The sequence below is a fragment of the Burkholderia sp. E168m15 genome, from assembly GCF_016586105.1.
In the GTDB taxonomy this organism is placed as follows: Bacteria; Pseudomonadota; Gammaproteobacteria; order Burkholderiales; family Burkholderiaceae; genus Burkholderia; species Burkholderia orbicola.
Genome location: NZ_BCPO01000175.1, coordinates 1 through 23,628, shown reverse-complemented (window position 1 = coordinate 23,628; position 23,628 = coordinate 1). Strand labels below are relative to the sequence as shown.

The following is a 23,628-nucleotide window of genomic DNA, read 5'->3' as shown; positions in this document are numbered from 1 at the left end:
AACAGCACGCCGCTAGCGCGGCAGCGCGAGCTTGATCAGTGCATCGGGCGTCGCGTGCGCCTTCGCAACCTCGCCCGCAATCCGTCCTTCCTTCATCACGACGATGCGGTCCGACACGCCGATCACCTCGGCCAGATCGCTCGACACGAGGATCACGGTGCGGCCCGCTTCCGCGAGTTCGTAGAACAGGTTGTAGATTTCCGCGCGCGCGCCGACGTCGATGCCGCGCGTCGGCTCGTCCATCAGGAACACGTCGATGCGCTCGGCCAGCCAGCGCGCGAGCACGACCTTCTGCTGGTTGCCGCCCGACAGCGCGCCGATCGGCGTGTCGCCGTCGCGGGTCTTGATCGCGAGCCGCTCGATGTATTTCTGCGCAAGCTCGCGTTCGCGTCGCCCGTCGAGCAGCACGCGCGCCGGGCTGAAATGACGGCGCGCGCTGATGTTCAGGTTGTCGGCCACCGACGCGATCGCGACGATGCCTTCCTGCTTGCGGTCTTCCGGGCACAGCGCGATGCCGGCGCGCACCGCGTCGCGCGGGCTGCCGAACGCCACCCGCTTGCCGTTCAGCTCGACGTGCCCGGCGCTCGGTCGCACGGCGCCGTACAGCAGCTTCATCAGCTCGGAGCGGCCCGCGCCGACGAGCCCGAAGAAGCCGACGATCTCGCCGCGCCGCGCGGTGAACGACACGGGCTCGGCCAGCCCCGGCCCCGCCAACCCTTTCGCTTCGATCAGTACGTCGCCGGCCGGGCGCGACCGGTAGCCGTACACGTCCTCGATCGAACGGCCGACCATGCAGCCGATCAGCCGGTCGCGGTCGAGATCGGCGACGGAATCGAACGTGTCGATGCGGCGGCCGTCGCGAAACACCGTCACGCGGTCGCACAGTTCGTAGACTTCCTCCATCCGGTGCGTGACGTAGATGATCGCGCGGCCTTCCGCGCGCAGCGCGCGGATGATCCGGAACAGTTGCGTGGTCTCGCGTGCGGACAGCGAACTCGTCGGTTCGTCGAACGCGATCACGCGCGCATGGCGCATCAGCGCCTTGCCGATCTCGATCATCTGGCGCTGGCCGATCGACAGATATTTCACCGGGATGCCCGGATCGATGTGCTCGCCGAGCCGCTCCAGCGCATCGAGCGCGCGTGCCGCGAGCGTGCGCTCGTCGACCACGCCGAGCCGGCTCGGCAATTGCCCGAGCATCAGGTTTTCCGCGACCGTCAGCTCGGGCACCAGATGCAGTTCCTGGTAGATGATCGCGATGCCGGCCTCGAGCGCCGCGCGCGTCGACGCGAAACGCTGCGCGGTGCCGTTCAGCGTCAGCGTGCCGGCCTGCGGCTGGTTCACACCGGACAGCACCTTCAGCAGCGTCGATTTACCCGCGCCGTTCTCGCCCATCAGCCCGTGCACTTCGCCCGCGCGCACCGACAGCGACACCGCGTCGAGCGCACGCACGCCCGGAAACGTCACGGTGATGCCGTCGAGCGCGAGCAGCGGGCCGTCCGGCGGCGTACCCGCTTCGGCGTCGTGGCCGGACGCGGCCGTCATCGTCTGCATCGTCATTGCGTTCTCGCCTCGCCCCGCTCAGATACCGAGTTCGGCGCGCACGGCCTGCCAGTTCGCGCGCGTCATCAGCTTGCCGCTCGTCTGCGTGTCGGCCGGCGGCGTCTTGCCGTTGCGAATCCAGTCGACGAGGTTCTGCGTGCTGTCCTTGCCGTGGTTCGTCGAGCTGACCGCGATCGTCCCGTAGAAGCCGGTCGGCTCCTTCTTCTGGAATTCGGCGAACGCCTCGCCCGCGCCGTTGATGCCGACGCCGATCACATCGGCCGCCGGGATGTGCAGCTGTTCGGTCGCGCGCACCGCGCCGAGCACGGTTTCCTCGTTCAGCGCGTAGATCACCCATTTCTTCACGTTCGGATGGCGCGCGAGCACCGGTGCCGCCGCGCTGAAGCCGCCTTCGTCGTCGGTCGTCTTCTGCGGCGCGTCGAAGATGTTCTCCTTGCGGAAGCCGTTCGCGAGCAGCGCCTGCGTCGCGCCGTCGGTGCGCAGCTTCGCGGTCGGCAGCTCGTAGTTGGTGATGCGCAGCGCGCCGACTTCCTCCGGCTTCCAGCCGCGCCGCTTCATCTCGTCGGAGATCGCCTGGCCGACCTGGTTGCCGATCTTGGTCGCCGACATCCCGAGGTGCGGCACGTTCGGCAGCGGCTTGCCGCTCGAATCGACGAGCTGGTCGTCGACCGTCACGAACTTCATGTTGTAGCGCTTCGCGCGCGATGCGATCGCCGGCCCGAGACGCACGTCCGGCGCGCAGATCACGAAGCCCTGCGCGCCTTGCGAGCCGAGGTTGTCGATCGCGGCCAGCACCTTCTCGCCGTCCGGCGTGCCGATCTTCACGACCGAGAAGTTCTCCTTCTGGCCGAGCGCGGACGCGGCGTTCTGCTCGTTGATGAACCACGCCTGCTCGGGCATCTTCACGAGGAAGCCGATCTTCAGCGGCGCGTCGGCGTGCGCGGCGCCCGTCATCCCGAGCGGCGCGATGCAAAGCGCGGCCAGCAGCGCGCGCAGGGTGTGTCGACGGATCGTGTGAGTCGTGCGGTTCATGGGTGTCTCCTTTGTACCGGCTGATGCCGTGATGTGTGCCGTAATCAATCATTCGTCGTGCGCGCTTCGCCGTACCGAAGCGCGCACGCAGGTTCAGCGGCCGAACGCGTCGGTCTGCACGCGCCGGCCGAACAGGAAGGCATCGGCGACGAGCCGCAGCGGCCGCACGTCGACGTCGCTTTCGCCACGCGCGATCAGCGCGTGGAAGTGCGCATACAGCGCCGGGTACTCGCGCTCCGGCCCGATCTCGACCGGCTCGCCCGCGATCGACAATTGCGCGCCGCCGCGGCTGATCGCGAGCACGCCGTCGGCCGTGTCGACCGCGATCTCCCATTGCTCGACCGGGCCGTGGCGCCAGTCGAATTCCGCGTGCACCGGCACGCCGTCGGTATCCGCGCAATCGAGTTCGGCCGCGATCGGCGTCTGCACGTCGCTCGGCACGATGAGCGTCGCCTCGCGCAGCACGAGCTCGCGCGGCAGGATGCGCGTGACGATCGACAGCGCGTTGATGCCGGGATCGAACACGCCGAGGCCGCCCGGCTCCCAGATCCACTGTTGCCCCGGATGCCAGCGCCGCACGTCTTCCTTCCAGCGCACCTGCACCGCGCGGATCGTGCGTTGCGCAAGCCACACACGCGCCGGCTCGACCGCGCTCGCGCAGCGCGAATGCCAGGTCGCGAACAGCGTGAGGCCGCGCTCGCGGGCCAGCGCATCCAGCGCGGCCACTTCGCCGAGCGTCGCGCCCGGCGGCTTCTCGAGCATCACGTGCTTGCCGGCTTCGAGCGCCGCGCGCGCCTGTGCGTAGCGCACCTGCGGCGGCGCGCACAGCGACACCGCGTCGAGTTCGGGCTCGGCGGCCAGCAGCGCACGCAGATCGGGATAGTTGCGCACCCCCGCGACTTCCGCATGGCGGCTCGCGCAGGCGGTCAGCGCGAAGCCCGGCTCGGCGGCGATCGCCGGCAGATGCTGGTCGCGCGCGATCTTGCCGATCCCGACGACACCCAGCGAAATCGGATCACTCATCCTGCATGTCTCCTTCGTGAATCGCTCAGCGCGCCCAGCGCAGCACGAGCGGATCGAGCCGGCGCGCGATCGCGAGCAATTCCGCGCGCGTGTCCGGGTGCAGTTCCGGCATCGGATGCCGCGGCCGCTCGCACGCGATCACGCCGCCTTCGCGCATCAGCGCCTTCGCGGTGAGGATCCCGGACTGGCGGTTCTCGTGATTGATCAGCGGCAGCCATGCCTGGTAATGCGCGAACGCATCGTCGTGCCGCCCTTCGCGGAATGCTTCGAGGATCGGCCGGATGCCGTCCGGGAAGCCGCCGCCCGTCATCGCGCCGGTCGCGCCCGCATGGAGATCGGCGAGCAGCGTGATCGCCTCCTCGCCGTCCCACGGCCCCTCGATCGCGTCGCCGCCGAGCCGGATCAGTTCGCGCAGCTTGTTCGCGGCGCCCGGCGTCTCGATCTTGAAGTACGCGACCTGCTCGATCTCGCGAGCCATCCGCGCGAGGAACGGCGCGGACAACGCGGTGCCGCTCGCGGGCGCATCCTGAATCATGATCGGGATGTCGATCGCATCCGACACGCGCGCGAAGAAATCGAAGATCTGCGCTTCGGGCACGCGGAACGTCGCGCCGTGGTACGGCGGCATCGCCATCACCATCGCCGCGCCGAGCTGCTGCGCGCGCAGGCTGCGCGCCGCGCACACCTGCGTGCTGTAGTGCGACGTCGTGACGATCACCGGCACCCGGCCGGCCACGTGCTCGAGGATCGTGCGCGTGAGCACGTCGCGTTCGTCGTCGGTGATCGCGAACTGCTCGGAGAAGTTCGCGAGGATGCACAGCCCGTCCGAGCCGGCGTCGATCATGAAATCGACCGCGCGCTTCTGGCTCGCGAGGTCGAGCTCGCCGGTGTCGGTAAACGTCGTCGGAACGACGGGAAAAATGCCGCGATGGCGCGGCGTGCTGCTCGATGTCATGGTTCGCGTCCTGCTTCGGCCCGGTTGTCACCGGCCGTCATGCGTTCACGGTTTCATGAAGCGCGGACCGGGAAGGCCCGCAACCGGCGGCGGCGCATGTCGCGCCGCCCGCCTGCTCAATGCGAATGGCTCGGCACGTCCGCGCCGCGCGTGCCGACCAGGAAGTCGAGGTCGCACCCCTCGTCGGCCTGCAGCACGTGATCGATATACAGCCGCGCGTAGCCGCCCTTGCCGAGCTGGCCGGCCACGCCCGGCGCCGCGGTCGGATCGACGTCCGACAGGCGGCGTTGCAGTTCCTCATCCGTAATGTCGAGATGCAGCGTGCCGGCCTCGCAGTCGAGTTCGATCCAGTCGCCGTTGCGCACCGCGGCGAGCGGCCCGCCGGCGGCCGCTTCCGGTGCCACGTGCAGCACGACCGTGCCGTACGCGGTGCCGCTCATCCGTGCGTCGGAAATCCGCACCATGTCCTTCACGCCCTGGCGCAGCAGCTTCGGCGGCAGCCCCATGTTGCCGACCTCGGCCATGCCCGGATAGCCGCGCGGCCCGCAATTCTTCAGCACCATCACCGAGCTCGCATCGATGTCGAGCGCTTCGTCGTTGATCGTCGCCTTGTAGTGGTCGAGGTTCTCGAACACCACCGCGCGGCCGCGATGCTTGAGCAGTTCGGGGCTCGCCGCCGACGGTTTCAGCACCGCGCCGCGCGGCGCGAGATTGCCGCGCAGGATGCAGATGCCGCCGTCCGCGATCAGCGGCCGGTCGAGCGGGCGGATCACCTCGTCGCCGTAGTTCGGCGCTTCGCGCACGTTGTCCCACAGCGACTTGCCGTTCACCGTGAGCGCATCCGGATGCGGCAGCAGCCCGCCTTCGCCGAGCCGGCGCAGCACGGCCGGCAGCCCGCCCGCGTAATAGAACTCCTCCATCAGGAAGCGCCCCGACGGCATCAGGTCGACGATCGTCGGCGTGTCGCGGCCGATGCGCATCCAGTCTTCCAGTTCGAGCGGCACGCCGATGCGGCCGGCGATCGCCTTCAGGTGGATCACCGCGTTGGTCGAGCCGCCGATCGCCGCGTTCGTGCGGATCGCGTTCTCGAACGCCGCGCGCGTCAGGATCTTCGACAGCACGAGCCCTTCGAGCGCCATCTCGACGATGCGGATGCCCGACATGTGCGCGAGCACGTAGCGACGCGAATCGACCGCCGGAATCGCCGCGTTGTGCGGCAGCGCGACGCCGAGCGCCTCGGCCATGCACGCCATCGTCGACGCGGTGCCCATCGTGTTGCAGGTGCCGGCCGAGCGCGACATCCCGGCTTCGGCCGACAGGAAGTGATGCACGTCGATCTCGCCGGCCTTCAGCGCTTCGTGCAGCTGCCACACGGCCGTGCCCGAACCGATGTTCTTGCCCTCCAGCTTGCCGTTCAGCATCGGGCCGCCCGACACGACGATCGCCGGCACGTCGCAGCTTGCCGCGCCCATCAGCAGCGCCGGTGTCGTCTTGTCGCAGCCGGCGAGCAGCACGACCGCGTCGATCGGGTTGCCGCGAATCGCTTCCTCGACGTCCATCGACGCGAGGTTGCGCGTGAGCATCGCAGACGGCCGCAGGTTCGATTCACCATTCGAGAACACCGGGAACTCGACCGGGAAACCGCCCGCTTCCGAGATCCCGCGCTTCACGTGCTCGGCGAGCTTGCGGAAGTGCGCGTTGCACGGCGTCAGTTCGGACCACGTGTTGCAGATGCCGATGATTGGCCGGCCGTCGAATTCGTGATCGGGAATGCCCTGGTTCTTCATCCAGCTCCGGTACATGAAGCCGTTCTTGTCGTTCGTGCCGAACCATTGGGCGGAGCGCAGCCTGGGTTTTGTTGCCGACATCGTCAGTCCTGTGGTGACGGGATACCGGCGCAGTCTAGGCAGAATTTTGATAACTGGCTAATGACGATTTAGGCGATTACGATATCGATTCCGATATCGATATAAACCCGTACGATGACCGAAGCCAGCCCGTGGGGAAACCGCGCCCGTCTGAAGACGCGCCAGTTGCTGCTGCTCGTCGCGCTCGCCGACGAAGGCAGCATCCACCGCGCGGCGGCCGCGCTGAACATGACGCAGCCGGCCGCGTCGAAGCTGCTGCGCGAACTGGAGGAGTCGATCGGCGCGGTGCTGTTCGAGCGCCTGCCGCGCGGGATGCGGCCGACGTTGTACGGCGACGCGCTGATCCGCCACGCGCGCGCCGCGCTCGGCAGCCTCGACCAGGCGCGCGAGGAGCTGGCCGCGCTGAAGGCCGGCCATCTCGGCCACGTGGCGGTGGGGGCGATCACGTCGCCGGCCCTGCGGCTCGTGCCGCCGGCCGTCGCCGCGGTAAAGGGTACGCATGCGGGCCTGCACGTGTCGGTCGAGATCGACACCAGCAACGTGCTGCTCGAACACCTCGCGCAGGAAAAGATCGACATCGTGCTCGGCCGGCTGTCCGCCGAGCACGACAAACTGCGCCTGCGTTATGAGCCGCTGACCGGCGAATCGGTAGCCGCCGTCGTGCGAACCGGCCATCCGCTGCTCGCGCAAGCGCCGGTTGCGCTCGCCGACGTGCAGCGCGCCGCGTGGGTCGTGCCGCCGGCCGGCAGCGTGCTGCGGCACCGCTTCGAACTCGTGTTCCAGCGCGCGAGCCTCGCGCCGCCGGCGAATCTCGTCGAAACCTCGGCGCTGCTGTTCATCACGCAACTGCTCGAACAGAGCGACATGATCGCGGTGCTCGCCGAGGACGTCGCGCGCTACTACGCGCGGCACGGCATCGTCACGGTGCTGCCGCTGGAGATGGATTGCCGGATGGACGATTTCGGGATCATCACGCGCACCGACAGGCTGCATTCGCCGGCGGTGACGGTGATGGTGGAGGCGATTCGGGCGGCGGCGCGGGAGGTTTACGGCGTCGGGCTATGACGACGCAGCCGCGGTTTCCTACGCCGCGTCAACCTCGATCACCGGCTCACAGCGAATCGGAAAATTGACCGAATTCGCGATATAGCACTTCGCATGCGCATCGTGATGCAGATGCGCCGCGCGTTCGCGATCGTCGCCGACCCGGATCGTCACCTGCGGGCGCAACACGATTTCGGTGAAGCGCCCCGCTGCGCCGCTGTCGAGCAGCGTGCCTTCCGCGTGGTCGACATAGGCCAGCACGCGGATGCCGGCCTCCGAACACAGGTGCAGATACCACAGCTTGTGGCATGCCGATGCCGACGCGAGCAGCAGGTCTTCGGGGTTCCAGCGCGCCGCGTCGCCGCGGAACGCCGGGTCCGACGAGCCCGGGATATCCGGCTTGGAACCGGCCCGGATCACATGATCGCGGCCGTACTCGCGATACCCCGACGTGCCGGTGCCGCGATTACCCGTCCACTCCACTACGACGCGATACTGGTGTTCGCCCGATGCCATCTCGCTCTCCATTGATGTCGGTTGCCTGACCGGGGCCGGACGCCGTTGCGTGACGCCCGCCGGTGGCCATCATTGTGGCATCGCATAGCCATTTGGTATACCATTATTCCAAAATGACGAAACAGGCAGGCATGGAAGCCAAACTCGACTCCACGGCGGACGCGGTCGCCGCGTCGCTGCGCGACATGATCATCAACGGCGAGCTGGCGGCCGGCGAGCGGCTCGTCGAGCGCGATCTGGCCGAGCGGTTCGGCATCAGCCGGATTCCGATGCGCGAGGCGATCCAGCGGCTGGAACGCGAAGGCTTGCTCGACATCTTCAGGAATCGCGGCGCGGTCGTGCGCATGCTGAGCGTGTCGGATGTGCAGGAAATCTACGATCTGCGCGTGCTGCTCGAAGGCGATGCGATCTACCGCAGCGTGAAGCGGCTCGACGACGAAACGCTCGCGCGCGCCGAACTCGTGCATCGGCTGCTCGGCGATGCAACCGTGCCGCGCCGGCAGGGCGAGCTGAACCGCGAATTCCATGCGTTGCTGTATTCGTGCTGCGGCAACGCGCGGCAATTGAAGTCGATCGCCGAACTGCGCGGCCAGGTCGAACGTTACGAGCGCCTGCAGGCCACGCTGCTCGCGGATACGCCGTCGTTCCAGGTCGAGCACGACGACATCCTGCAGGCATGCCTCGAACGCAATGCGCGCGGCGCCCGCGCGATGACCGTCGCGCATCTCGATTCGGCCCGACGCATCGTGCTGCGGCTCGTCGAAGGCGGCTGAGGCCGGCGCGTGGCGCGTGTACGTCACGTGCGCCGGCCGGCGCGGCGATCGACGCTATTCGATCTGGGTCCCGATACGCAGCTGATTACGAACGGCCGTCACGCCGGTGACCTGCTGCGCCGCATTGACCGCCAGCGGAATCTGCACGTTGTCCGTCACGGTGCCCGACAACGTCACCGTGCCGTCGGCCGCACGAATCAGGATGCGGCTCGAATCGAGCCCGCGCGTGCGCGCGAGCACCGCGGCCACGCGCTTGACGAGCAGCCGGTTCGATTTCCGTCTGGCCCGCGCCGTATCGCGGTTCGGCGCGGCGGTCCCGGCGACACCGGCATCGCTTCCCGCGTCGACGGCCGGCACGGTGGCGCGCGATGCCGACGGCTGGGCCAGCGCCGGCGCGGCGGGCGCCAGCAGCAACGCGGCGAGCATCAGTACAACCCGAGGGTTCGAATAAGTCATGGATGAGTTCCGCAACAGGATGGAGAACGAACTACACGCTGGCCGTTAAAGCCGCGCGCATCAGAACTGCGTGATCATGCCGACCGACACGCCGGTCACCGTGCGTCCGTCCGGTCGCAGCGACAGCCCGCCGATGTTGGTCTGATCCTTCTTGTAGGCCCCCGAGAAGCCGTTTCGATCGAACTACGCATACAGGCTGGTCCGCTTCGACAGGAAGTACTGCAGCATCGCGTACGACGTCAGCTTGCGGCCGTCCGCACCGCCGGTGTTCTTCAGGTTCTGCGCGAAGTCGTAATAGGTCGCGCCGGACAATTGCAGGAACGGCGTGACCTGATAGACGATCCCGACCGCCGGAATCCGGTCGCGCCGCTCCGGCGCGCCGGCCTTCGCGGCGCTGACGGCGAGATCGCTGTAGCTCAGGTAGAGCCGGGCCGGGCCGACCTGCCAGGTCGCACCGCCCATGATCGTGCGCGCCCATTGCGATGCGTCGGCGTTCCAGGTCGTCTGATAGGCGGCGCCGAGCAACAGCGTCCGGAACCGGTAGCTCGTGCCGACGGCAACGTTCGAGCCGGCGCGCTGATTGCCGGCGACCCCGCCGGGCGAATAGCTGCCGCGCACGGTCGCGCCGCCGAACGTGCCGACGTACTTGATCGTGTTGTTGAAGCGCGAATCGTTCGTGAAGAAGTTGCCGCCCCACACCACGCCGGGGATCGTCGACAGCGACTGCCCTTGCGCGGAATTCGGGTCGAGCGCAATGCCGATGTCCTCGAGCGCGTTCAGTTGCCGTCCGAACGTGACGCGGCCGTATGGGCCGCTCAGGCCGACATAAGCCATCTGCGAGAACAGCAGGCCGGGCGATTTCGCCAGCGCACCGGTGCCCGTCAGGAACCCGCTCTGCAGCATGAAGATCGCCTGCATGCCGCCGCCGAGATCCTCGGCGCCCTTGATGCCGAAAATGTTGCCCGATATCGCGTTGTTGTCGAACCCGATCTGACTCCCCCCTTTCACGCCATCGGTCCAGCGCACGCCCGCGCCGATGTAACCGAACAACGTCACGCTCGATTGCGCGACCGCGTCTGCTGCAACGCATGCCAACGCCGAAACCACGATGATTCGCTTCATGTGTCTCCATCCATATATTTCGTTTTACTTAGTGTTGCGACATCGCCTCGGTATGTTCCTGGTCGATGTGACAGCGTCGACCGGCTCGCGGAATCGCGTCGCGGCGATCCGCGCGGGCCGGCCGTCACGCGTTCGGGAAGCGCTAGCGGCGCGCTTCCGTCTGCGGGAACGGGTAGTCGAGCGTCGCGGCCGTATAGCCGATCCGCATCGCGTTGACGTGCAGCACGTCGCCGGGGCGCAACGGAATCACACGCCCCGCGTCGTACACGGACCAGGCCGGCGACACGGGCCGCTGATCGCCGAGATGGGCGAAGCGCGCACCGAGCTTCGGCGGCAGCATTTCGCCGGCGAGCCGTTCGAAGTCCCAGCTGAGCACGGTGTGCGAGAGGCGCGGCGCCGGGTCGTCGCGACGTTCGACCCAGTAGCCGATCGACGCGCCCTGGGTCGCGCATGCGATCGTCACGCCGCCCGGCGCCGGCCGGATCTCGGGGGTCGCCGTGGCGGGGGGCGCCGAGCCGCCGAGCCACATCCGCGAGATCATTTCGGGTTCCGGTATGCCACCCATGTCGCCGTAACGATCGGTCCACGCGTGGAAGGCGGCACGCAGTTCGTCGAGCTTGGCGCGATAGCGCGGATCGTCCGCGAGGTTGTGCAGCTCGCACGGGTCCCGATCGGCGTCGTACAGCTCCTCGACCGGCTTCGTGCCGAACCACGCCGCGGTGGCCGGCGGCAGCTTGCCTTCATCCTTCAGCCGCAGGATGTCGCGCATCATCGGCATGCTTTCGCGGAACCGGATCGGCTGGTAGTACGGCTTCTCCGGCATGTAGTTGTACAGATAGCGGAAGCGTTGATCGCGCACCATCCGCACGCGGTCGTATTCGTTGTCCATCCGGTCACGCGCGGCAAACACGTAGCGGCGCGGCGCCGATGCGCGCGCCGGCCCGAGGAACGCCTGCCCCTGCATGTACGACGGAATCGGCACGCCGGCCAGCGACAGCACGGTCGGCGCGAGATCGACGCCGCTCACGAGCTGCGCATCGGTGGACCCGCCTCGCGGCGCGCCGGGGAAGCGAATGATCAGCGGTACGCGCGTGCCGCGCTCGAGCACCTCGCGCTTCATCCACGGCAGCGTGCCGCCGTTGTCCGCGAAGAAGAAGATGATCGTGTTGTCGTACACGCCGTCGCGCTTGAGCATCTCGATCAGCTCGCCGACCTGCCGGTCCATCGTCTCGATGTTGGTGTACATGCGCGCGATGTCGCCGCGCACCGCCGGCGTGTCCGGATAGATCGGCGGCACCGTGATCGACGCGGGATCGGCGCGCAGCGGGTCCTTGCGATAGGTGATCATCGACTCGTGCGTGACGAAGAAGTTGAACACCGCGAAAAACGGCTTGTCCTTCGGGCGATAGCGGTAGGACGCGGCGGGGCCGTTCTCGTCCCACACCGTCACCGGCGGCACGAACTGGTAGTCGGTCTTCTGGTTGTTCGACGTGTAGTAGCCGGCCTTGCGCAGCAGCTCGGGGAACGCCTTCACGTCGGGCGGCAGCACCACCGAATAGGTCGCCGGCACGCCGTTCGGCTTGTCCTTCGCCGTCACGCCGGGAACCGAGATCTCGCCCGGCCCGGTCCGGTGATGCTGCGCGCCCACCGAGGTCGGGTACACGCCGGTGATCAGCGCGGAACGCGACGGCGCGCACACGCCCGACACCTGGTACGCATGCGTGTACAGCACGCCTTCGCGTGCCAGCCGGTCGATGTTCGGCGTCTTGACCTGCGGGTCGCCGTATCCGCCGATGAAGGTCGTGATGTCCTCGACGGTGATCCACACGATGTTCGGTCGCGATGCACCGGCATGCGCGGCGCCGGCGCACAGCATCAGCAGCCAGGCCATCGCGCACGCGATGACGCGTGACGGCATATGCCGGCGGAATCGCCGGGTCAGGGGGGAATTCATGTTCGTCTCCTCGATTGCGTTGATCTCGGCCGGTCAATCCGTTGCGTTTGCGCCGGCGTGCTTGTGGCCGCGCCAGGCGAGCCACGCGCGCTCGTCCATTGCCAGCCGGAAGCCGAGATGCGACATCCCAGCTTCGGGATCGACGCCGCGCCGCGCGCTCGGTCGATAGCTCTGGCAGTACGATTCGTTGCAGAGAAACGAGCCGCCGCGAATCACGCGCTTCGGCGCATGCGGCGGCACGCCGGGCTCCGTCGGGTCCCAACTGTCGGCGGGCCCTTGCGGGTCGGCGACCGGACGGCCGCTCTCGACCGCCAGCAGGAACGCATCGGCCCGATACCAGTCGGCCACCCATTGCCACACGTTGCCGGCCATGTCGTAGAGCCCGTAGCCGTTGGGCGGATAGGTGCCGACCGGGCTCGGGGCTGCCGGCTTGCCGCTGCGCGCGTCGACGACCGGAAACGGCTGCGGCTGCTGCCCTTCCCAGATATTCGCCATCTGCCGACCCGCCGGCTTGAGCTGATTGCCCCACGCGTAATCGGCCTGCTCGAGACCGCCGCGCGCCGCGAATTCCCATTCGGCCTCGGTCGGCAGCCGCTTGCCGGCCCACTGCGCATACGCGCGCGCATCGTCGTACGAGACCTGCACGACCGGGTAGTCGTCCTTGCCCGCGATCGTGCTGCCGGGCCCGTCGGGGTGTCGCCAGTTGGCACCGGGCAGGAAGCGCCACCAGCGCGCGTAGTCGTCCAGCGGAACCGGGCCCGCCGTGCCGACGAACACGAGCGCGCCCGGCACCAGCGCACTGTCGGGCGGCCGCGGCGTGCCGGGCGGCAATTGCGCCCTCAGCGCGCTCCAGTCCGGCTTGCGCTCGGCGGTCGTGACGTAACCGGTCGCATCGACGAAGCGCCGGAATTCCGCGTTGGTCACGTCGTGACGATCGAGCCAGAAGCCGCGCACGGTGGCCCGATGCGCCGGCCGCTCGTTCGGCTGCGCCGCCTTCGCATCGCTGCCCATCAGGAAGGTGCCGCCGGGAATCCACGCCATGTCGAGCGGCCCGTCGTGTCCGTTGCCAATGACGGCGCGCGCGCCCTCGCCACGGGACGGCGTTACCGAGGACAGCCAGCCGATCGCCGCGCCGGCGGCCGCGCACGCGACGACCAGCGCGGTCACCAGCCGGACGCCCCGCCAGCTGCGCGGCAACAGCGTGCGACGGTCGGAGGTCGGCGAGTCGGGGGAATGAGGCGCGGCGCTGGCCGGTACGATCCGGCGCGGGCGGCGCCGGGCGAGCGAACGGGATTTCATGCGATGCCGAGGGTCGATGACGAATGAGGAAAGCAGCCGCGCATCACGCCACCGCGTTCTGCGCGATGCATCGCGAGTAGTACGCGAGGCTGCGTTTGGGTGTACGAACCTGCGTGTCGAGATCGACGTGCACGAGGCCGAATCGCTTCGAAAACCCCTGCCCCCATTCCCAGTTGTCGGTGGCGGCCCAGTAGAACAGCCCTTTCAGTCGCACACCTTGCCGATAGGCGTCGTGCGCCGCGCGCAGATAGCACGACAGGTAATCGCCGCGCGGGCCGTCGTCGACGACGCCGTCGTGCGGCGCCGGATCGTCGAGCGCGAAGCCGGTTTCGGTGATGTAGATGTCCGGCGCGCCGTAATCGCGATGCACGCGCAGCAGCATCTCGGTCATCCCGTCCGGCTCGACCTGGAAGTACGCAGTGCGCGGCAGATCGGCCGGCGGCTCGGCCTGCTCGACGCCGAACGGGGCGGACGGATTGGCGCGAACGTAGATGCGCGAGTAGTAGTTCATCCCGAGGAAATCCGGCTTCGCGGCGACGATGGCCATGTCGCCGGGCCGCACGAGGCCGGCGAGCGAATGCGCGAGCGGCTCGGGATACCCGTGACCGTACAGCGGATCGAGGAACGCACGATTCCACAGCACGTCGACGAGGCCGGCCGCCTTGCGGTCTTCGTCGCGCGCCGCCGCCGGGCGCACCGGCTGAAGGTTGATCGTCGTGCCGATCCGCGCGTCGCGCAGGTTCGCCCGCAGCACCTGGAATGCGAGGCCCTGTGCGAGGTTCTGGTGATGCATCGCCGCGAACACGCCTTCCGGCGAACGCAGCCCCGGCGCATGCACGCCCATCCCGTAGCCGCGCAGCGCGAGACTATTGGGCTCGTTCAGCACGATCCAGTGCTTCACGCGATCGCCGAGCCGGCGCGTCACCCGATCGGCGTAATCGGCCAGCCGATAGGCGATGTCGCGTGTCCGGAAATCGCCGGCCCAGACCGGCGTATCCCAGTGAAACAGCGTCGGAAACGGCTCGATGCCGCGCGCGAGCATCGTGTCGATCATCCGGTCATAGGTGGCGAGGCCGGCGTCGCTCGGCGCGCCGGGCCCTTGCGGCTGCACGCGCGGCCACGCGATCGAGAAGCGGAAGGCGCGAATCCCGGCGGCCGCCATCCACGCGATATCGGCCGGATAGCGCCGCTCGAATTCGGTGCAGCGCGCATTGGTCGAGCCGTCGGCGATCGTGCCGGCGCGCTCCGCGAACACGTCCCAGTTGCTCCGCCCGCGGCCTTCCCGGCTTTCCGTTTGCGGAGCCGACGCCGCGACGCCCCACACGAAATCGTCGGCAAAACGCATGCCGTCGTCGCGGGCGAACGTGGGTGCGCAGGCCAGGCCGGCGGCGGCCGCGCCGCCGGCGCGCAGGAAGGTGCGGCGCGCCGGCGAGCGCGGAATGGACGTATCGATGGGCATTGATGTCTCCAGGTAGCGACGGACGACCGTATGGAATGCGGTGTCGCCTTAATCAAGCAATACACACTGCTTTTAAATTGCGTGCGGATGGTGCGCGTTGCGCCGGGCGCCGATTACGGCGCCGGCGTGACCTCGACGATCACCTCCGCCGCATCCGGGCGGGCGGCCACCAGCAGCGCGCGCGCATTGGGCGCGGATTCGACCGTTCCCCCGGTCACCCGCGCGCGATAGCCGTGCGGATAGCGGTAGTCGGGCACGAAGATCTGCGTCAGCGCACCGGGCCGCAGCGCCGAGCCGGCCGGGCGCGTCGCATAGCGCAGCTCGAAACGCTGCGTTGCCGGGTCGAAGCGCCAGCGTGTCGGCGTGCCCGCGATCGCTTGCGGATAAGGGCGCACCAGCACGTCGCGCACCGATTGCCACGATGCAGCCGTGGAATCGGCCGGAACGGGGAAGCGCCAGTAGATCCACGGAATCATGTCGCGGTCCGCGGCGTCCGCCATCCGCTCGACCAGGCGCCCCGCCGGATCGGGCGCGTCGAGGCCGCCGAATTCGGTCATCAGCAACGCCTCGCCGGTCGCATCGACACGGGCGAGCGCATTGCCGAACACGCGCGCCTCCTTGTCCGCGTCGGTGCCGCCGAGCAGCGGCGCAAGCCGTCCGGACAACGGCGGCTGGCCGGCGGGCAGGGTCGTGTCGACGGCTTTCGCGAACTGATCGACCTTCGACGCGTAGTTGTGGAACGCGAAACCCGAGCGCGCATCGCCTGGGTCGAGCTGCGTCGGAAAACCAAGATTGAACAGCGGATTCGGTTCCTGAAAGACCAGCGTGCCGCGATCCGTATCGCGAATCGCGGTTCGCAGCGTGCGGTTGAAAACCGACATCACCTTCTGGTCGAACGCCGCGCAGCCTTGCGGCCCAGCACAGTCGAGCCAGCGTGTGCCCGGCCACGGCTCGTTCAGCAATTCGTAGCCGAGCAGATAAGGCCGGCCCGCAAAACCGGCGGCGACATGCCGCCACACAGCGGCGAAACGGTCCGCGAGGCCGACGCCTTCGGGCCCGCGCGCATTCCCGTAGAGATGGTCGAACGCGCGGTTGATCGCCTTAGACGTGACGTAGTAGTACGGATGGCCGGGGTTGACGTTCGGCAAGCCGTCGTCGAGCGCCATCCAGTCGGCGAAGCCGTTGTTGATTTCCGCGCCGCCGGGATTGCCCGCCGCGACTTCGTCGCGGCGACGTTCGGAGACGAACCGGCGCGAGTAGCCGTCCTGATGCATGTCGAGCAGCGTGTAGATGCGGCGATCCGCGAGTTGCCGCTGAGTGCGGGCGAGCGATGCGAGGTAGGCGCCGTCGTAGCGTCCGGGCGCGGGTTCGAGCTGTTGCTGCGCGACGCCCAGACGCACGGCGTTGAAGCCGTCCGCCGCAAGCCGGTCCATTTCTTTCGCGCCGAAGCCGGCGGCTTCCGGCGCATACGGCGGCTGCTTGACCACGACGTTGACGCCGTGAACGATCAGCACGCGCCCTTCGTCGTCGATCAACCAGCGGCCAGCATGCGAGACGGCGGAGGCGGAGGCGGCGCCGGCATCCGCACGATCGGCATCGGCCGCATGCGGCTTCATGCTCGCGCATGCGGACAGCATCAGGAGCGCGGCGGCGAAGCCGGCGGTTCGGTACAGGTGTGTTGCTCGGGTCATGTCGGCAAGAATCCGTGATCGGGTCGCACAGGCATGCGTATCGGTTCGACGCATTGCCATCAGCAACAGCGCAGCCACGAACATGCATGAGCCGCAACATACAAGTAGGCTATATTGCTTGTCAATTGAGCAAACCGAGCGGTGTCTCGAAATGCGGCGCGGCCGGCACGATGACGTGCGCGGCCGGAATCGTCAGCGGAATCTCAGCGCGAAGCGCGGCGCTTGTCGGTTTTCGTCGGCGCGGGCGCGGGGGATTGCGTCATGTCCGTGATTTGCCGCAGCGCGATGTCGCGCCACAGCGCGAACGCGGCCCGCGCCGCGGCCGGTTCGCCGCCCGTCACGACGTCGATGGTCAGCCCGCGGATCATCGATCCGCCCAGCAACTGCAATTGCGTGACCTTGAGCGCGGTCTCCCGGTCGAAACCCGCGACGACATCGCGCATCAATGCGCGAAACCCGTCGTCGAACGGCTGGAGGATGCGTGCCACGGCCTCGTCGAGTTCCTTGTCGGCGCGTCGCGCCAGCTGGATCTCCATGCTGGCGGCGAACAGCGGCGTACCGATGAGCGCGCCGGCGACATCGAGCATCCGGTCGATCCGCTCGAGCGGCGTCGTGGCGCTGCGCGACGCGCGTTCGAACTGCGCGAAGCGATCGCCGGTGAGCCGTTCCTGCACCGCGGCCATCAATTCCGCCTTGGTCGGAAACTGGTGCTGCAGCGCGCCCATGCTGACGTCGGCTTCGCGCCGGATCGCGAGCGTCGTCGCGCCCGAATAGCCTTCCTTGTGCAGCAGCGCTATCGCGGCGGCAATGACGCGCTCACGCGTCGCCTGGCTGCGCTCCGCCTGCGTCGGCCGGCGTGCGCGCGCCGTGCCGGAAGCCGTTGCCGTACCTGTCTTGACGGTTTTCTTCATTCACGTATGGGGTCGAGCGCCGAAGCGGGCGCGGGTCGGCCGTCGGGCGCAGCCGCCGGCGGTCTGGATCGCCGCCGGCGGCTGTCTACGGATGCGAATTCTACCAACGAACCTCGCGCCGTCACCTGGCCCGTTCGCGGCCTTACGTGCGGCGCGCGCGGCCGGCACGGCGCGGTGCGCGGTCGTGCACCGGCCCGGTCGTGCCGCGCACCGCCAGCGTCGGCAGCGACGCGACCCGCACGCGCGACGCGTCGTCGCCCTGCCCGGCCGCCTCGCGCAGCGTATTGAGCAATTCGACCGCGAGGCCGGCCGCTTCGGCGGTCGGGATCGCGACGGTCGTCAGCGTGGGCCGCGTGTCGCGGGCGAGATGGATGTCGGTGATGCCGACGATCGACAGATCGTCGGGCACGCGCCGGCCGCGATCGGCCGCCGCGTGCATCGCGCCGATCGCCGGCAGGTCGTTGGTCGCGACCAGCGCGGTCAATCGCGGGTGCGCATCGAGCAGCCGGCCTGCCGCACGGAGGCCGCCTTCGATCGAATCGCGCTCGGCCGCGACGATCGACGCGTCGAGCCCCGCGTCGCGCATCACGTCGACGAAGCCGTCGTAGCGCGCCGCCTGCACGCCGCACGCCGCGCCGCCGACGATCACGCCGATCTTCTCGTGACCGAGTTCGAGCAGATGCCGCGTCGCGATCCGTCCCGCCTCGCGGAAATCGATCGCCACGCACGGCAACCCGTCGGGCGGCGCCTCGGGTCGCTCCCACAGGCACAGCACGACCGGCACGCCACGCCGCGCGACGTCGAGCAGGTCCGGCAGATGCAGGTTCGCGTTGGTCACGAGAATCCCCTCGGAGATCGTGCCGGCGATCTGGTCGAGATACGCGCGCCCCTGCAACGGATCTTCGTTCGTATTGCAGACGATCAGGAACTGCCCGTTGCGGCGTACCGCGCGCTCGACCGCCAACGCGAACTCCGGATAGAACGGGTTCGCGATGCTCGATACCATCAGCGCAACCGTCGGCGCGCGCCCTTCCGCCAGCGCCCGCGCGGCGAGATGCGGCCGATACCCGAGCGCGTCGACCGCATCGAGCACCCGTGCCCGCGTCGCGTCGCCGACCCGGCCGCGGTCGCGCAGCACGTTCGACACCGTCGCGGCCGTCACACCGGCGCGGCGCGCCACTTCATCCAGTGTTGCCATCGTTTGCCCACTATATGAGACGTCGATCCAGTATTTGCTTCGCTCACCGAAGCGGCGCACTATCGCCGGACACCTTGCCGCCCGACCAACGGGCGCGACTCGGCCGCGATCGCATCGCCCCTTTTTTTGATCGCGATGATTAAGCGCTTAATCAAGCAGTACGGCGCATTAGAACATGGAGCGGAGACAATGGCGAGCATCTCGATGCGACGCGTGCAGAAAGCCTATGGCGAGCACGCGCCGGTCATTCGCGACGTCGATCTGGAGATCGGCGCGCACGAGTTCTGCGTGTTTCTCGGGCCGTCCGGCTGTGGGAAATCAACGCTGCTGCGCATGATCGCCGGGCTCGAGGATCTGAGCGCGGGCGAGCTGTCGATCGACGGCCGCCGCGTCGACGACGTGCCGGCCGCCGAGCGCGGCGTCGCGATGGTGTTCCAGAGCTACGCGCTGTTTCCGCACATGACGGTGTACGAGAACATGGCGTTCGGGCTGAAGCTCGCGCGCGTGCCGAAGGCCGAGATCGACCGCAAGGTACGCGACGCCGCGCGCATCCTGCAGCTCGACACGCTGCTCGAGCGCAAGCCGAAGGCGCTGTCCGGCGGCCAGCGGCAGCGCGTCGCGATCGGCCGCGCGATCGTGCGCGAGCCCGGCGTATTCCTGTTCGACGAACCGCTGTCGAATCTCGATGCGGCGCTGCGCGGCCAGACCCGCGTCGAAATCGCGAAGCTGCATCGGCAGTTCGAACGTGCGAGCGTCGTCTACGTGACGCACGACCAGACCGAGGCGATGACGCTCGCCGACAAGATCGTGCTGCTGCACGCCGGCGCGGATACCGCGCGGCACGGCAGCATCGCTCAGGTCGGCGCGCCGCTCGACCTCTATCACCATCCGGCCAGCCGCTTCGTCGCGGGCTTCATCGGCTCGCCGCGCATGAACTTCCTGCCGGCCGTCGTGACCGCGTGCGACGCGCGTCGCACGACCGTCACGCTCGTGCCGTCCGGCGAAACCTTCACGCTGCCGCGCGACGGCTCGGCGCTCTCCGCCGGCGCCGCCGTGACGCTCGGCATCCGTCCCGAACACCTGACGCTCGGCGCCGCCCCCGATGCGACGACGCTCGCGCGCGACGTCGCGCTCGTCGAACGCCTCGGCGAGCAGACCTACGTGCACCTCGACTCGCCCGGCCTACCCGACGCGACGCCGCTGATCGCGAAAGTACCCGGCGACGCGCCGGTGCGCACCGGCGAACGCGTGCACGTGCACGCGCCGGCCGCGGCCTGCCACCTGTTCACCGAAGACGGCCGCGCGGTGCCCGCGTGCGCCGACCTTCCCGTCCACCACTACGCATAAGGATCGGGCATGCGCCTCGGAGTCTGTTACTACCCGGAACACTGGCCGGAATCGATGTGGGCCGACGACGCCCGCCGGATGAAAGCGCTCGGCATCGAGCAGGTGCGGATCGCCGAATTCGCGTGGAGCCGCATCGAGCCGTCGCCGGGCGAATACGACTGGGGCTGGCTCGACCGTGCGGTCGACGTGCTCGGCGCGGCCGGCCTCGAAATCGTGATGTGCACGCCGACCGCGACGCCGCCGAAATGGCTGGTGGACCGCCATCCCGACATCCTCGCGATCGGCGCGGACGGCCGCCCGCGCGCGTTCGGTTCGCGCCGCCACTACGATTTCTCGTCGCCGGTCTATCTCGAAGCGTCGCGCCAGATCTGCACGGCGGTCGCCGAACGCTACGGTCGCCACCCGGCCGTGCGCTACTGGCAGACCGACAACGAACTCGGCTGCCACCAGACCGTCGTCAGCTACTCGCCGGCCGCGCTCGTGCGCTTTCGCGAATGGCTGAAAGCACGCTACGGCACGATCGACGCGCTGAACCGCGCATGGGGCACCGTGTTCTGGAGCATGGAATATCGCCATTTCGACGAAGTGGACGCGCCCGTGGGCACCGTGACCGAAGCCAATCCGTCGCATCGCCTCGACTACCGGCGCTTCGCGTCCGACGAACTCGCGCGCTATCACCGGATGCAGGTCGACGTGATCCGCGCGCATTCGCCGGGCCGCCCGGTCGCGCACAACTTCATGCAGCTCTTCACCGAGTTCGATCACTACGAAGTCGCGCGCGACCTCGATCTCGCGACGTGGGACAGCTATCCGCTCGGCGCGCTCGAGGAGCTGTGGTTCGCGCCCGACGTGAAGGCGCGCTGGCTGCGCACCGGCCATCCCGATTTCGCGTCGTTCAATCACGACCTGTACCGCGGCATGTCGAAGCTGCCGTTCTGGGTGATGGAGCAGCAGCCGGGCCCGGTGAACTGGGCGCACTGGAACCCCGCGCCGCTGCCGGGCATGGTGCGGCTGTGGAGCTGGGAAGCGTTCGCGCACGGCGCCGGCTGCGTGTCGTACTTCCGCTGGCGGCAGGCGCCGTTTGCGCAGGAGCAGATGCACGCGGGCCTGAATACCCCCGACAACCGGCTCGACGAAGGCGGCCGCGAAGCGCAGCGCGTCGCGCAGGAAATCGCCGCCGTGCTCGACGCCGGCGCCGATGCCGACGCGAACGGCGCGGTGCGCGCCCCCGTTGCGCTGGTGTTCGACTACGACGCGAAGTGGCTGTTCGAAGTGCAGCCGCAAGGCGCCGATTTCCACTACCCGCGTTTCGCATTCGAGTACTACTCGGCGCTGCGTTCGCTCGGGCTCGACGTCGACATCGTTTCCGCGCACGCGCCGCTCGACGGCTACCGGCTCGTCGTCGTGCCGCCGCTGCCGGTCGTGCCGGACGATTTCGCGTCGCGGCTCGCCGCGTCGGGCGCCCATGCGGTGTTCGGCCCGCGCACCGGCTCGAAAACCATCGACCTGCAGATTCCGCCGGCGTTGCCGCCCGGCCCCCTCGCGTCGATCCTGCCGGTACGCGTGTGGCGCGTCGAGTCGCTGCGGCCGAACGTCACCGAACGAGTCGACGGCACGCTGCGCGACGGTTCGCCGCTCGCGGGCGACGCGCGTCACTGGCGCGATCTCGTCGAGCTCAACGACGACGACACACGCAGCGTCGTGCACGCACGCTTCGCCGACGGTCACCCGGCCTGCCTGTCGCACGGCACGCTGCATTACTGGGCCGCGCTGTTCGACGAGGCGACCACCGTGCGCCTGTTCGCCGATATCGCGGCCGAAGCGGGCCTGGCCCCGACGCCGCTCGGCGACGCCGTGCGCGTGAGCCGGCGCGGCGGCCTGACTTACGTATTCAACTACGCGGGCACGCCGCACACGATCGATGGCGTACCGCCGTCCGCGTTCGTGTTCGGCGGCGCGCAGGTCGAGCCGCAAGGCGTCGCCGTGTATCGAAGCCGTTCCTAGCAACCGCCCCCGGCGCCGCCACGCGCCGGTCACGCACAACGACACACAGGACTGGAGACACTCATGACCCATCGCCCCCTTCGCGTCGCTGCCCGCCTGGCGACCGCCGCCGTCGCCTTCGGCCTTGCGTCGCTCGCCATGACGACGCCTGCCGATGCCGGCACGCTGACCATCAACATCGCGTTCAAGGGCGCGAGCCAGCGTGCGGTGTGGCAGTCGACGATCGAAGCGTTCCACAAGGCCCATCCCGACATCGACGTGAAGCCGACCTTCGTCGACGAGGAAGCGTACAAGGTGCAGCTCCCCGCGTGGCTCACCACCGTCGCACCGGACGTCGTGAACTGGCACGCGGGCGAGCGGATGGCGTACTACGCGAAGCGCGGGCTGTTCGAGGACCTGAGCGGCGACTGGTCGAAGAACGGCTGGGACGCGATGTATGCGTCGACGCGCAGCGCGTCGTCCTATAACGGCAAGCAGTACGCGGCGCCGACCGTCTACTACTCGTGGGGCCTCTTCTACCGCAAGGACCTGTTCCGCAAGGTCGGCATCGCCGACGAACCGAAGACGTGGGACCAGTTTCTCGATGCATGCAAGAAGCTGAAGGCCGCGGGCATCACGCCGATCGCGATCGGTGGCCGCGACGCGTGGACGCTCGCCGGCTGGTTCGACTATCTCGACCTGCGCCTGAACGGCAACGCGTTCCACCAGCAATTGATGGCCGGCGACGTGCCGTACACCGACCCGCGCGTGAAGAAGGTCTACACGACGTGGAAATCGCTGATCGACTCGGGCTACTTCATCGACAACGCGCTGTCCTACGATCTCGACGGCGCGCAGCCGTTCCTGTTCCAGGGCAAGGCCGCGATGATGCTGATGGGCACCTTCATCGCGGCGGGTTTCCCGCCGAACGTGAAGCCGGACATGGGCTATTACCGCTTCCCGATCATCGATCCGAAGGTGCCGACCGCCGAGGACGGCCCGGTCGAATCGCTGCACATCCCGACCAAGGCGAAGAACAAGGCCGACGCGCACACGTTCCTCGCGTTCGTCGAAACCCCCGAGATGGGCGCGAAGCTCGCCGAAGGGCTCGGCTCGCTGTCGGCGAACAGCAAGTCGCCCGAGCCGGCCGATCCGATCTCGCGCATCGGCTTCCGGATCCTCGCCGACACGAAGGGCGGCGTCGCGCAGTTCTACGACCGCGACATGACCAAGGAAATGGCCGACGAGGGGATGAAGGGGATGCAGCAGTTCCTCGCGAATCCCGCGCAGCTCGATACGGTGCTCGCGCAACTCGAACAGACCCGCAAGCGGATTTACAAGAAGTGACCGCGTGACCCAACCGGCGGCCACGCGCCGCCGTGTCCGTTCAGGAGGCTTGCCGTGTCCAGTCCGATCACGTCCCCNCCGCCGCCG

19 protein-coding genes are annotated in these 23,628 nt (G+C 68.5%); 5 read left to right on the top strand and 14 right to left on the bottom strand.

Annotated features, from left to right (window positions below):
- Positions 1 to 12: 12 nt before the first annotated feature.
- From araG to JMF86_RS27750, 5 genes are all read right to left on the bottom strand, one after another.
- The gene (araG, locus tag JMF86_RS27770) at positions 13 to 1,560 is read right to left on the bottom strand and encodes an L-arabinose ABC transporter ATP-binding protein AraG (RefSeq protein ID WP_011548801.1); all 1,548 of its coding nucleotides are present in this window, start codon (positions 1,558 to 1,560) and stop codon (positions 13 to 15) included.
- Between the two features lie 21 nt (positions 1,561 to 1,581).
- Positions 1,582 to 2,595 (bottom strand): arabinose ABC transporter substrate-binding protein, encoded by a 1,014-nt coding sequence (locus JMF86_RS27765; protein ID WP_006480238.1) that lies wholly within the window; start codon positions 2,593 to 2,595, stop codon positions 1,582 to 1,584.
- Between the two features lie 93 nt (positions 2,596 to 2,688).
- Entirely contained in the window at positions 2,689 to 3,618 is a 930-nt protein-coding gene (locus JMF86_RS27760; protein WP_011548800.1) for a Gfo/Idh/MocA family protein, read from the bottom strand.
- A gap of 25 nt (positions 3,619 to 3,643) precedes the next feature.
- Positions 3,644 to 4,573, bottom strand: coding sequence for a dihydrodipicolinate synthase family protein (locus JMF86_RS27755; protein WP_006480236.1), 930 nt, complete (start codon positions 4,571 to 4,573; stop codon positions 3,644 to 3,646).
- A 116-nt stretch (positions 4,574 to 4,689) separates the two neighbouring features.
- Positions 4,690 to 6,441, bottom strand: a complete 1,752-nt coding sequence (locus JMF86_RS27750) for an IlvD/Edd family dehydratase (protein ID WP_011548799.1) — start codon at positions 6,439 to 6,441, stop codon at positions 4,690 to 4,692.
- Positions 6,442 to 6,555: 114 nt separating this feature from the next.
- On the opposite strand from JMF86_RS27750, the gene JMF86_RS27745 reads away from it, so the two are divergent.
- Positions 6,556 to 7,506 (top strand): LysR substrate-binding domain-containing protein, encoded by a 951-nt coding sequence (locus JMF86_RS27745; protein WP_011548798.1) that lies wholly within the window; start codon positions 6,556 to 6,558, stop codon positions 7,504 to 7,506.
- A gap of 18 nt (positions 7,507 to 7,524) precedes the next feature.
- Here JMF86_RS27745 and JMF86_RS27740 read toward each other — a convergent pair whose 3' ends face one another.
- A complete protein-coding gene (locus JMF86_RS27740; protein ID WP_011548797.1) occupies positions 7,525 to 8,001 on the bottom strand; it encodes an OsmC family protein in 477 nt (158 codons plus the stop codon).
- A 131-nt stretch (positions 8,002 to 8,132) separates the two neighbouring features.
- Between JMF86_RS27740 and JMF86_RS27735 the strand changes: the two genes are divergently transcribed.
- Entirely contained in the window at positions 8,133 to 8,774 is a 642-nt protein-coding gene (locus JMF86_RS27735; protein ID WP_172593257.1) for a GntR family transcriptional regulator, read from the top strand.
- Positions 8,775 to 8,828: 54 nt separating this feature from the next.
- Here the strand turns inward: JMF86_RS27735 and JMF86_RS27730 are convergent, their stop codons facing one another.
- The 8 genes from JMF86_RS27730 to JMF86_RS27695 all read right to left on the bottom strand — a co-directional run bounded on the left by JMF86_RS27730 (position 8,829) and on the right by JMF86_RS27695 (position 18,864).
- Positions 8,829 to 9,230, bottom strand: a complete 402-nt coding sequence (locus tag JMF86_RS27730) for a BON domain-containing protein (RefSeq protein WP_226292224.1) — start codon at positions 9,228 to 9,230, stop codon at positions 8,829 to 8,831.
- Positions 9,231 to 9,413: 183 nt separating this feature from the next.
- The gene (locus JMF86_RS27725) at positions 9,414 to 10,352 is read right to left on the bottom strand and encodes a porin (RefSeq protein WP_011548794.1); all 939 of its coding nucleotides are present in this window, start codon (positions 10,350 to 10,352) and stop codon (positions 9,414 to 9,416) included.
- 142 nt (positions 10,353 to 10,494) lie between these two features.
- Positions 10,495 to 12,306: a sulfatase gene (locus tag JMF86_RS27720; protein WP_011548793.1), complete on the bottom strand. Its 1,812-nt coding sequence runs from the start codon at positions 12,304 to 12,306 to the stop codon at positions 10,495 to 10,497.
- Between the two features lie 33 nt (positions 12,307 to 12,339).
- Positions 12,340 to 13,605 carry a formylglycine-generating enzyme family protein gene (locus tag JMF86_RS27715; protein ID WP_011694902.1) on the bottom strand — a complete coding sequence of 422 codons (1,266 nt, stop codon included), beginning with the start codon at positions 13,603 to 13,605 and terminating at the stop codon, positions 12,340 to 12,342.
- 43 nt (positions 13,606 to 13,648) lie between these two features.
- Positions 13,649 to 15,064 (bottom strand): glycoside hydrolase family 1 protein, encoded by a 1,416-nt coding sequence (locus JMF86_RS27710; protein ID WP_011548791.1) that lies wholly within the window; start codon positions 15,062 to 15,064, stop codon positions 13,649 to 13,651.
- A gap of 113 nt (positions 15,065 to 15,177) precedes the next feature.
- The gene (locus JMF86_RS27705) at positions 15,178 to 16,755 is read right to left on the bottom strand and encodes a cellulase family glycosylhydrolase (RefSeq protein WP_226292223.1); all 1,578 of its coding nucleotides are present in this window, start codon (positions 16,753 to 16,755) and stop codon (positions 15,178 to 15,180) included.
- Positions 16,756 to 16,958: 203 nt separating this feature from the next.
- On the bottom strand, positions 16,959 to 17,666 hold the full coding sequence (locus tag JMF86_RS27700) for a TetR/AcrR family transcriptional regulator (RefSeq protein ID WP_011548789.1): 708 nt from the start codon (positions 17,664 to 17,666) through the stop codon (positions 16,959 to 16,961).
- 142 nt (positions 17,667 to 17,808) lie between these two features.
- Positions 17,809 to 18,864: a LacI family DNA-binding transcriptional regulator gene (locus JMF86_RS27695; RefSeq protein WP_011548788.1), complete on the bottom strand. Its 1,056-nt coding sequence runs from the start codon at positions 18,862 to 18,864 to the stop codon at positions 17,809 to 17,811.
- Between the two features lie 189 nt (positions 18,865 to 19,053).
- On the opposite strand from JMF86_RS27695, the gene JMF86_RS27690 reads away from it, so the two are divergent.
- The 3 genes from JMF86_RS27690 to JMF86_RS27680 all read left to right on the top strand — a co-directional run bounded on the left by JMF86_RS27690 (position 19,054) and on the right by JMF86_RS27680 (position 23,541).
- On the top strand, positions 19,054 to 20,211 hold the full coding sequence (locus JMF86_RS27690; protein WP_011548787.1) for an ABC transporter ATP-binding protein: 1,158 nt from the start codon (positions 19,054 to 19,056) through the stop codon (positions 20,209 to 20,211).
- A 9-nt stretch (positions 20,212 to 20,220) separates the two neighbouring features.
- Positions 20,221 to 22,215, top strand: coding sequence for a beta-galactosidase (locus JMF86_RS27685; RefSeq protein ID WP_011548786.1), 1,995 nt, complete (start codon positions 20,221 to 20,223; stop codon positions 22,213 to 22,215).
- Between the two features lie 63 nt (positions 22,216 to 22,278).
- Positions 22,279 to 23,541, top strand: a complete 1,263-nt coding sequence (locus JMF86_RS27680; protein WP_011548785.1) for an ABC transporter substrate-binding protein — start codon at positions 22,279 to 22,281, stop codon at positions 23,539 to 23,541.
- The last annotated feature ends 87 nt before the right edge of the window (positions 23,542 to 23,628 follow it).

Excerpts from the sequence above, each read along its gene's own strand:
- JMF86_RS27685 (WP_011548786.1), top strand. The coding sequence starts at position 20,221 with ATGCGCCTCGGAGTCTGTTACTACCCGGAACACTGGCCGGAATCGATG.
- JMF86_RS27720 (WP_011548793.1), bottom strand. The coding sequence starts at position 12,306 with ATGAATTCCCCCCTGACCCGGCGATTCCGCCGGCATATGCCGTCACGC.
- JMF86_RS27755 (WP_006480236.1), bottom strand. The coding sequence starts at position 4,573 with ATGACATCGAGCAGCACGCCGCGCCATCGCGGCATTTTTCCCGTCGTT.
- JMF86_RS27705 (WP_226292223.1), bottom strand. The coding sequence starts at position 16,755 with ATGACCCGAGCAACACACCTGTACCGAACCGCCGGCTTCGCCGCCGCG.
- JMF86_RS27760 (WP_011548800.1), bottom strand. The coding sequence starts at position 3,618 with ATGAGTGATCCGATTTCGCTGGGTGTCGTCGGGATCGGCAAGATCGCG.
- JMF86_RS27725 (WP_011548794.1), bottom strand. The coding sequence starts at position 10,352 with ATGAAGCGAATCATCGTGGTTTCGGCGTTGGCATGCGTTGCAGCAGAC.
- JMF86_RS27695 (WP_011548788.1), bottom strand. The coding sequence starts at position 18,864 with ATGGCAACACTGGATGAAGTGGCGCGCCGCGCCGGTGTGACGGCCGCG.
- JMF86_RS27750 (WP_011548799.1), bottom strand. The coding sequence starts at position 6,441 with ATGTCGGCAACAAAACCCAGGCTGCGCTCCGCCCAATGGTTCGGCACG.
- JMF86_RS27680 (WP_011548785.1), top strand. The coding sequence starts at position 22,279 with ATGACCCATCGCCCCCTTCGCGTCGCTGCCCGCCTGGCGACCGCCGCC.
- JMF86_RS27690 (WP_011548787.1), top strand. The coding sequence starts at position 19,054 with ATGGCGAGCATCTCGATGCGACGCGTGCAGAAAGCCTATGGCGAGCAC.
- JMF86_RS27740 (WP_011548797.1), bottom strand. The coding sequence starts at position 8,001 with ATGGCATCGGGCGAACACCAGTATCGCGTCGTAGTGGAGTGGACGGGT.
- JMF86_RS27710 (WP_011548791.1), bottom strand. The coding sequence starts at position 15,064 with ATGCCCATCGATACGTCCATTCCGCGCTCGCCGGCGCGCCGCACCTTC.
- JMF86_RS27735 (WP_172593257.1), top strand. The coding sequence starts at position 8,133 with ATGGAAGCCAAACTCGACTCCACGGCGGACGCGGTCGCCGCGTCGCTG.
- JMF86_RS27730 (WP_226292224.1), bottom strand. The coding sequence starts at position 9,230 with ATGACTTATTCGAACCCTCGGGTTGTACTGATGCTCGCCGCGTTGCTG.
- JMF86_RS27765 (WP_006480238.1), bottom strand. The coding sequence starts at position 2,595 with ATGAACCGCACGACTCACACGATCCGTCGACACACCCTGCGCGCGCTG.
- araG (WP_011548801.1), bottom strand. The coding sequence starts at position 1,560 with ATGACGATGCAGACGATGACGGCCGCGTCCGGCCACGACGCCGAAGCG.
- JMF86_RS27745 (WP_011548798.1), top strand. The coding sequence starts at position 6,556 with ATGACCGAAGCCAGCCCGTGGGGAAACCGCGCCCGTCTGAAGACGCGC.
- JMF86_RS27715 (WP_011694902.1), bottom strand. The coding sequence starts at position 13,605 with ATGAAATCCCGTTCGCTCGCCCGGCGCCGCCCGCGCCGGATCGTACCG.
- JMF86_RS27700 (WP_011548789.1), bottom strand. The coding sequence starts at position 17,666 with ATGAAGAAAACCGTCAAGACAGGTACGGCAACGGCTTCCGGCACGGCG.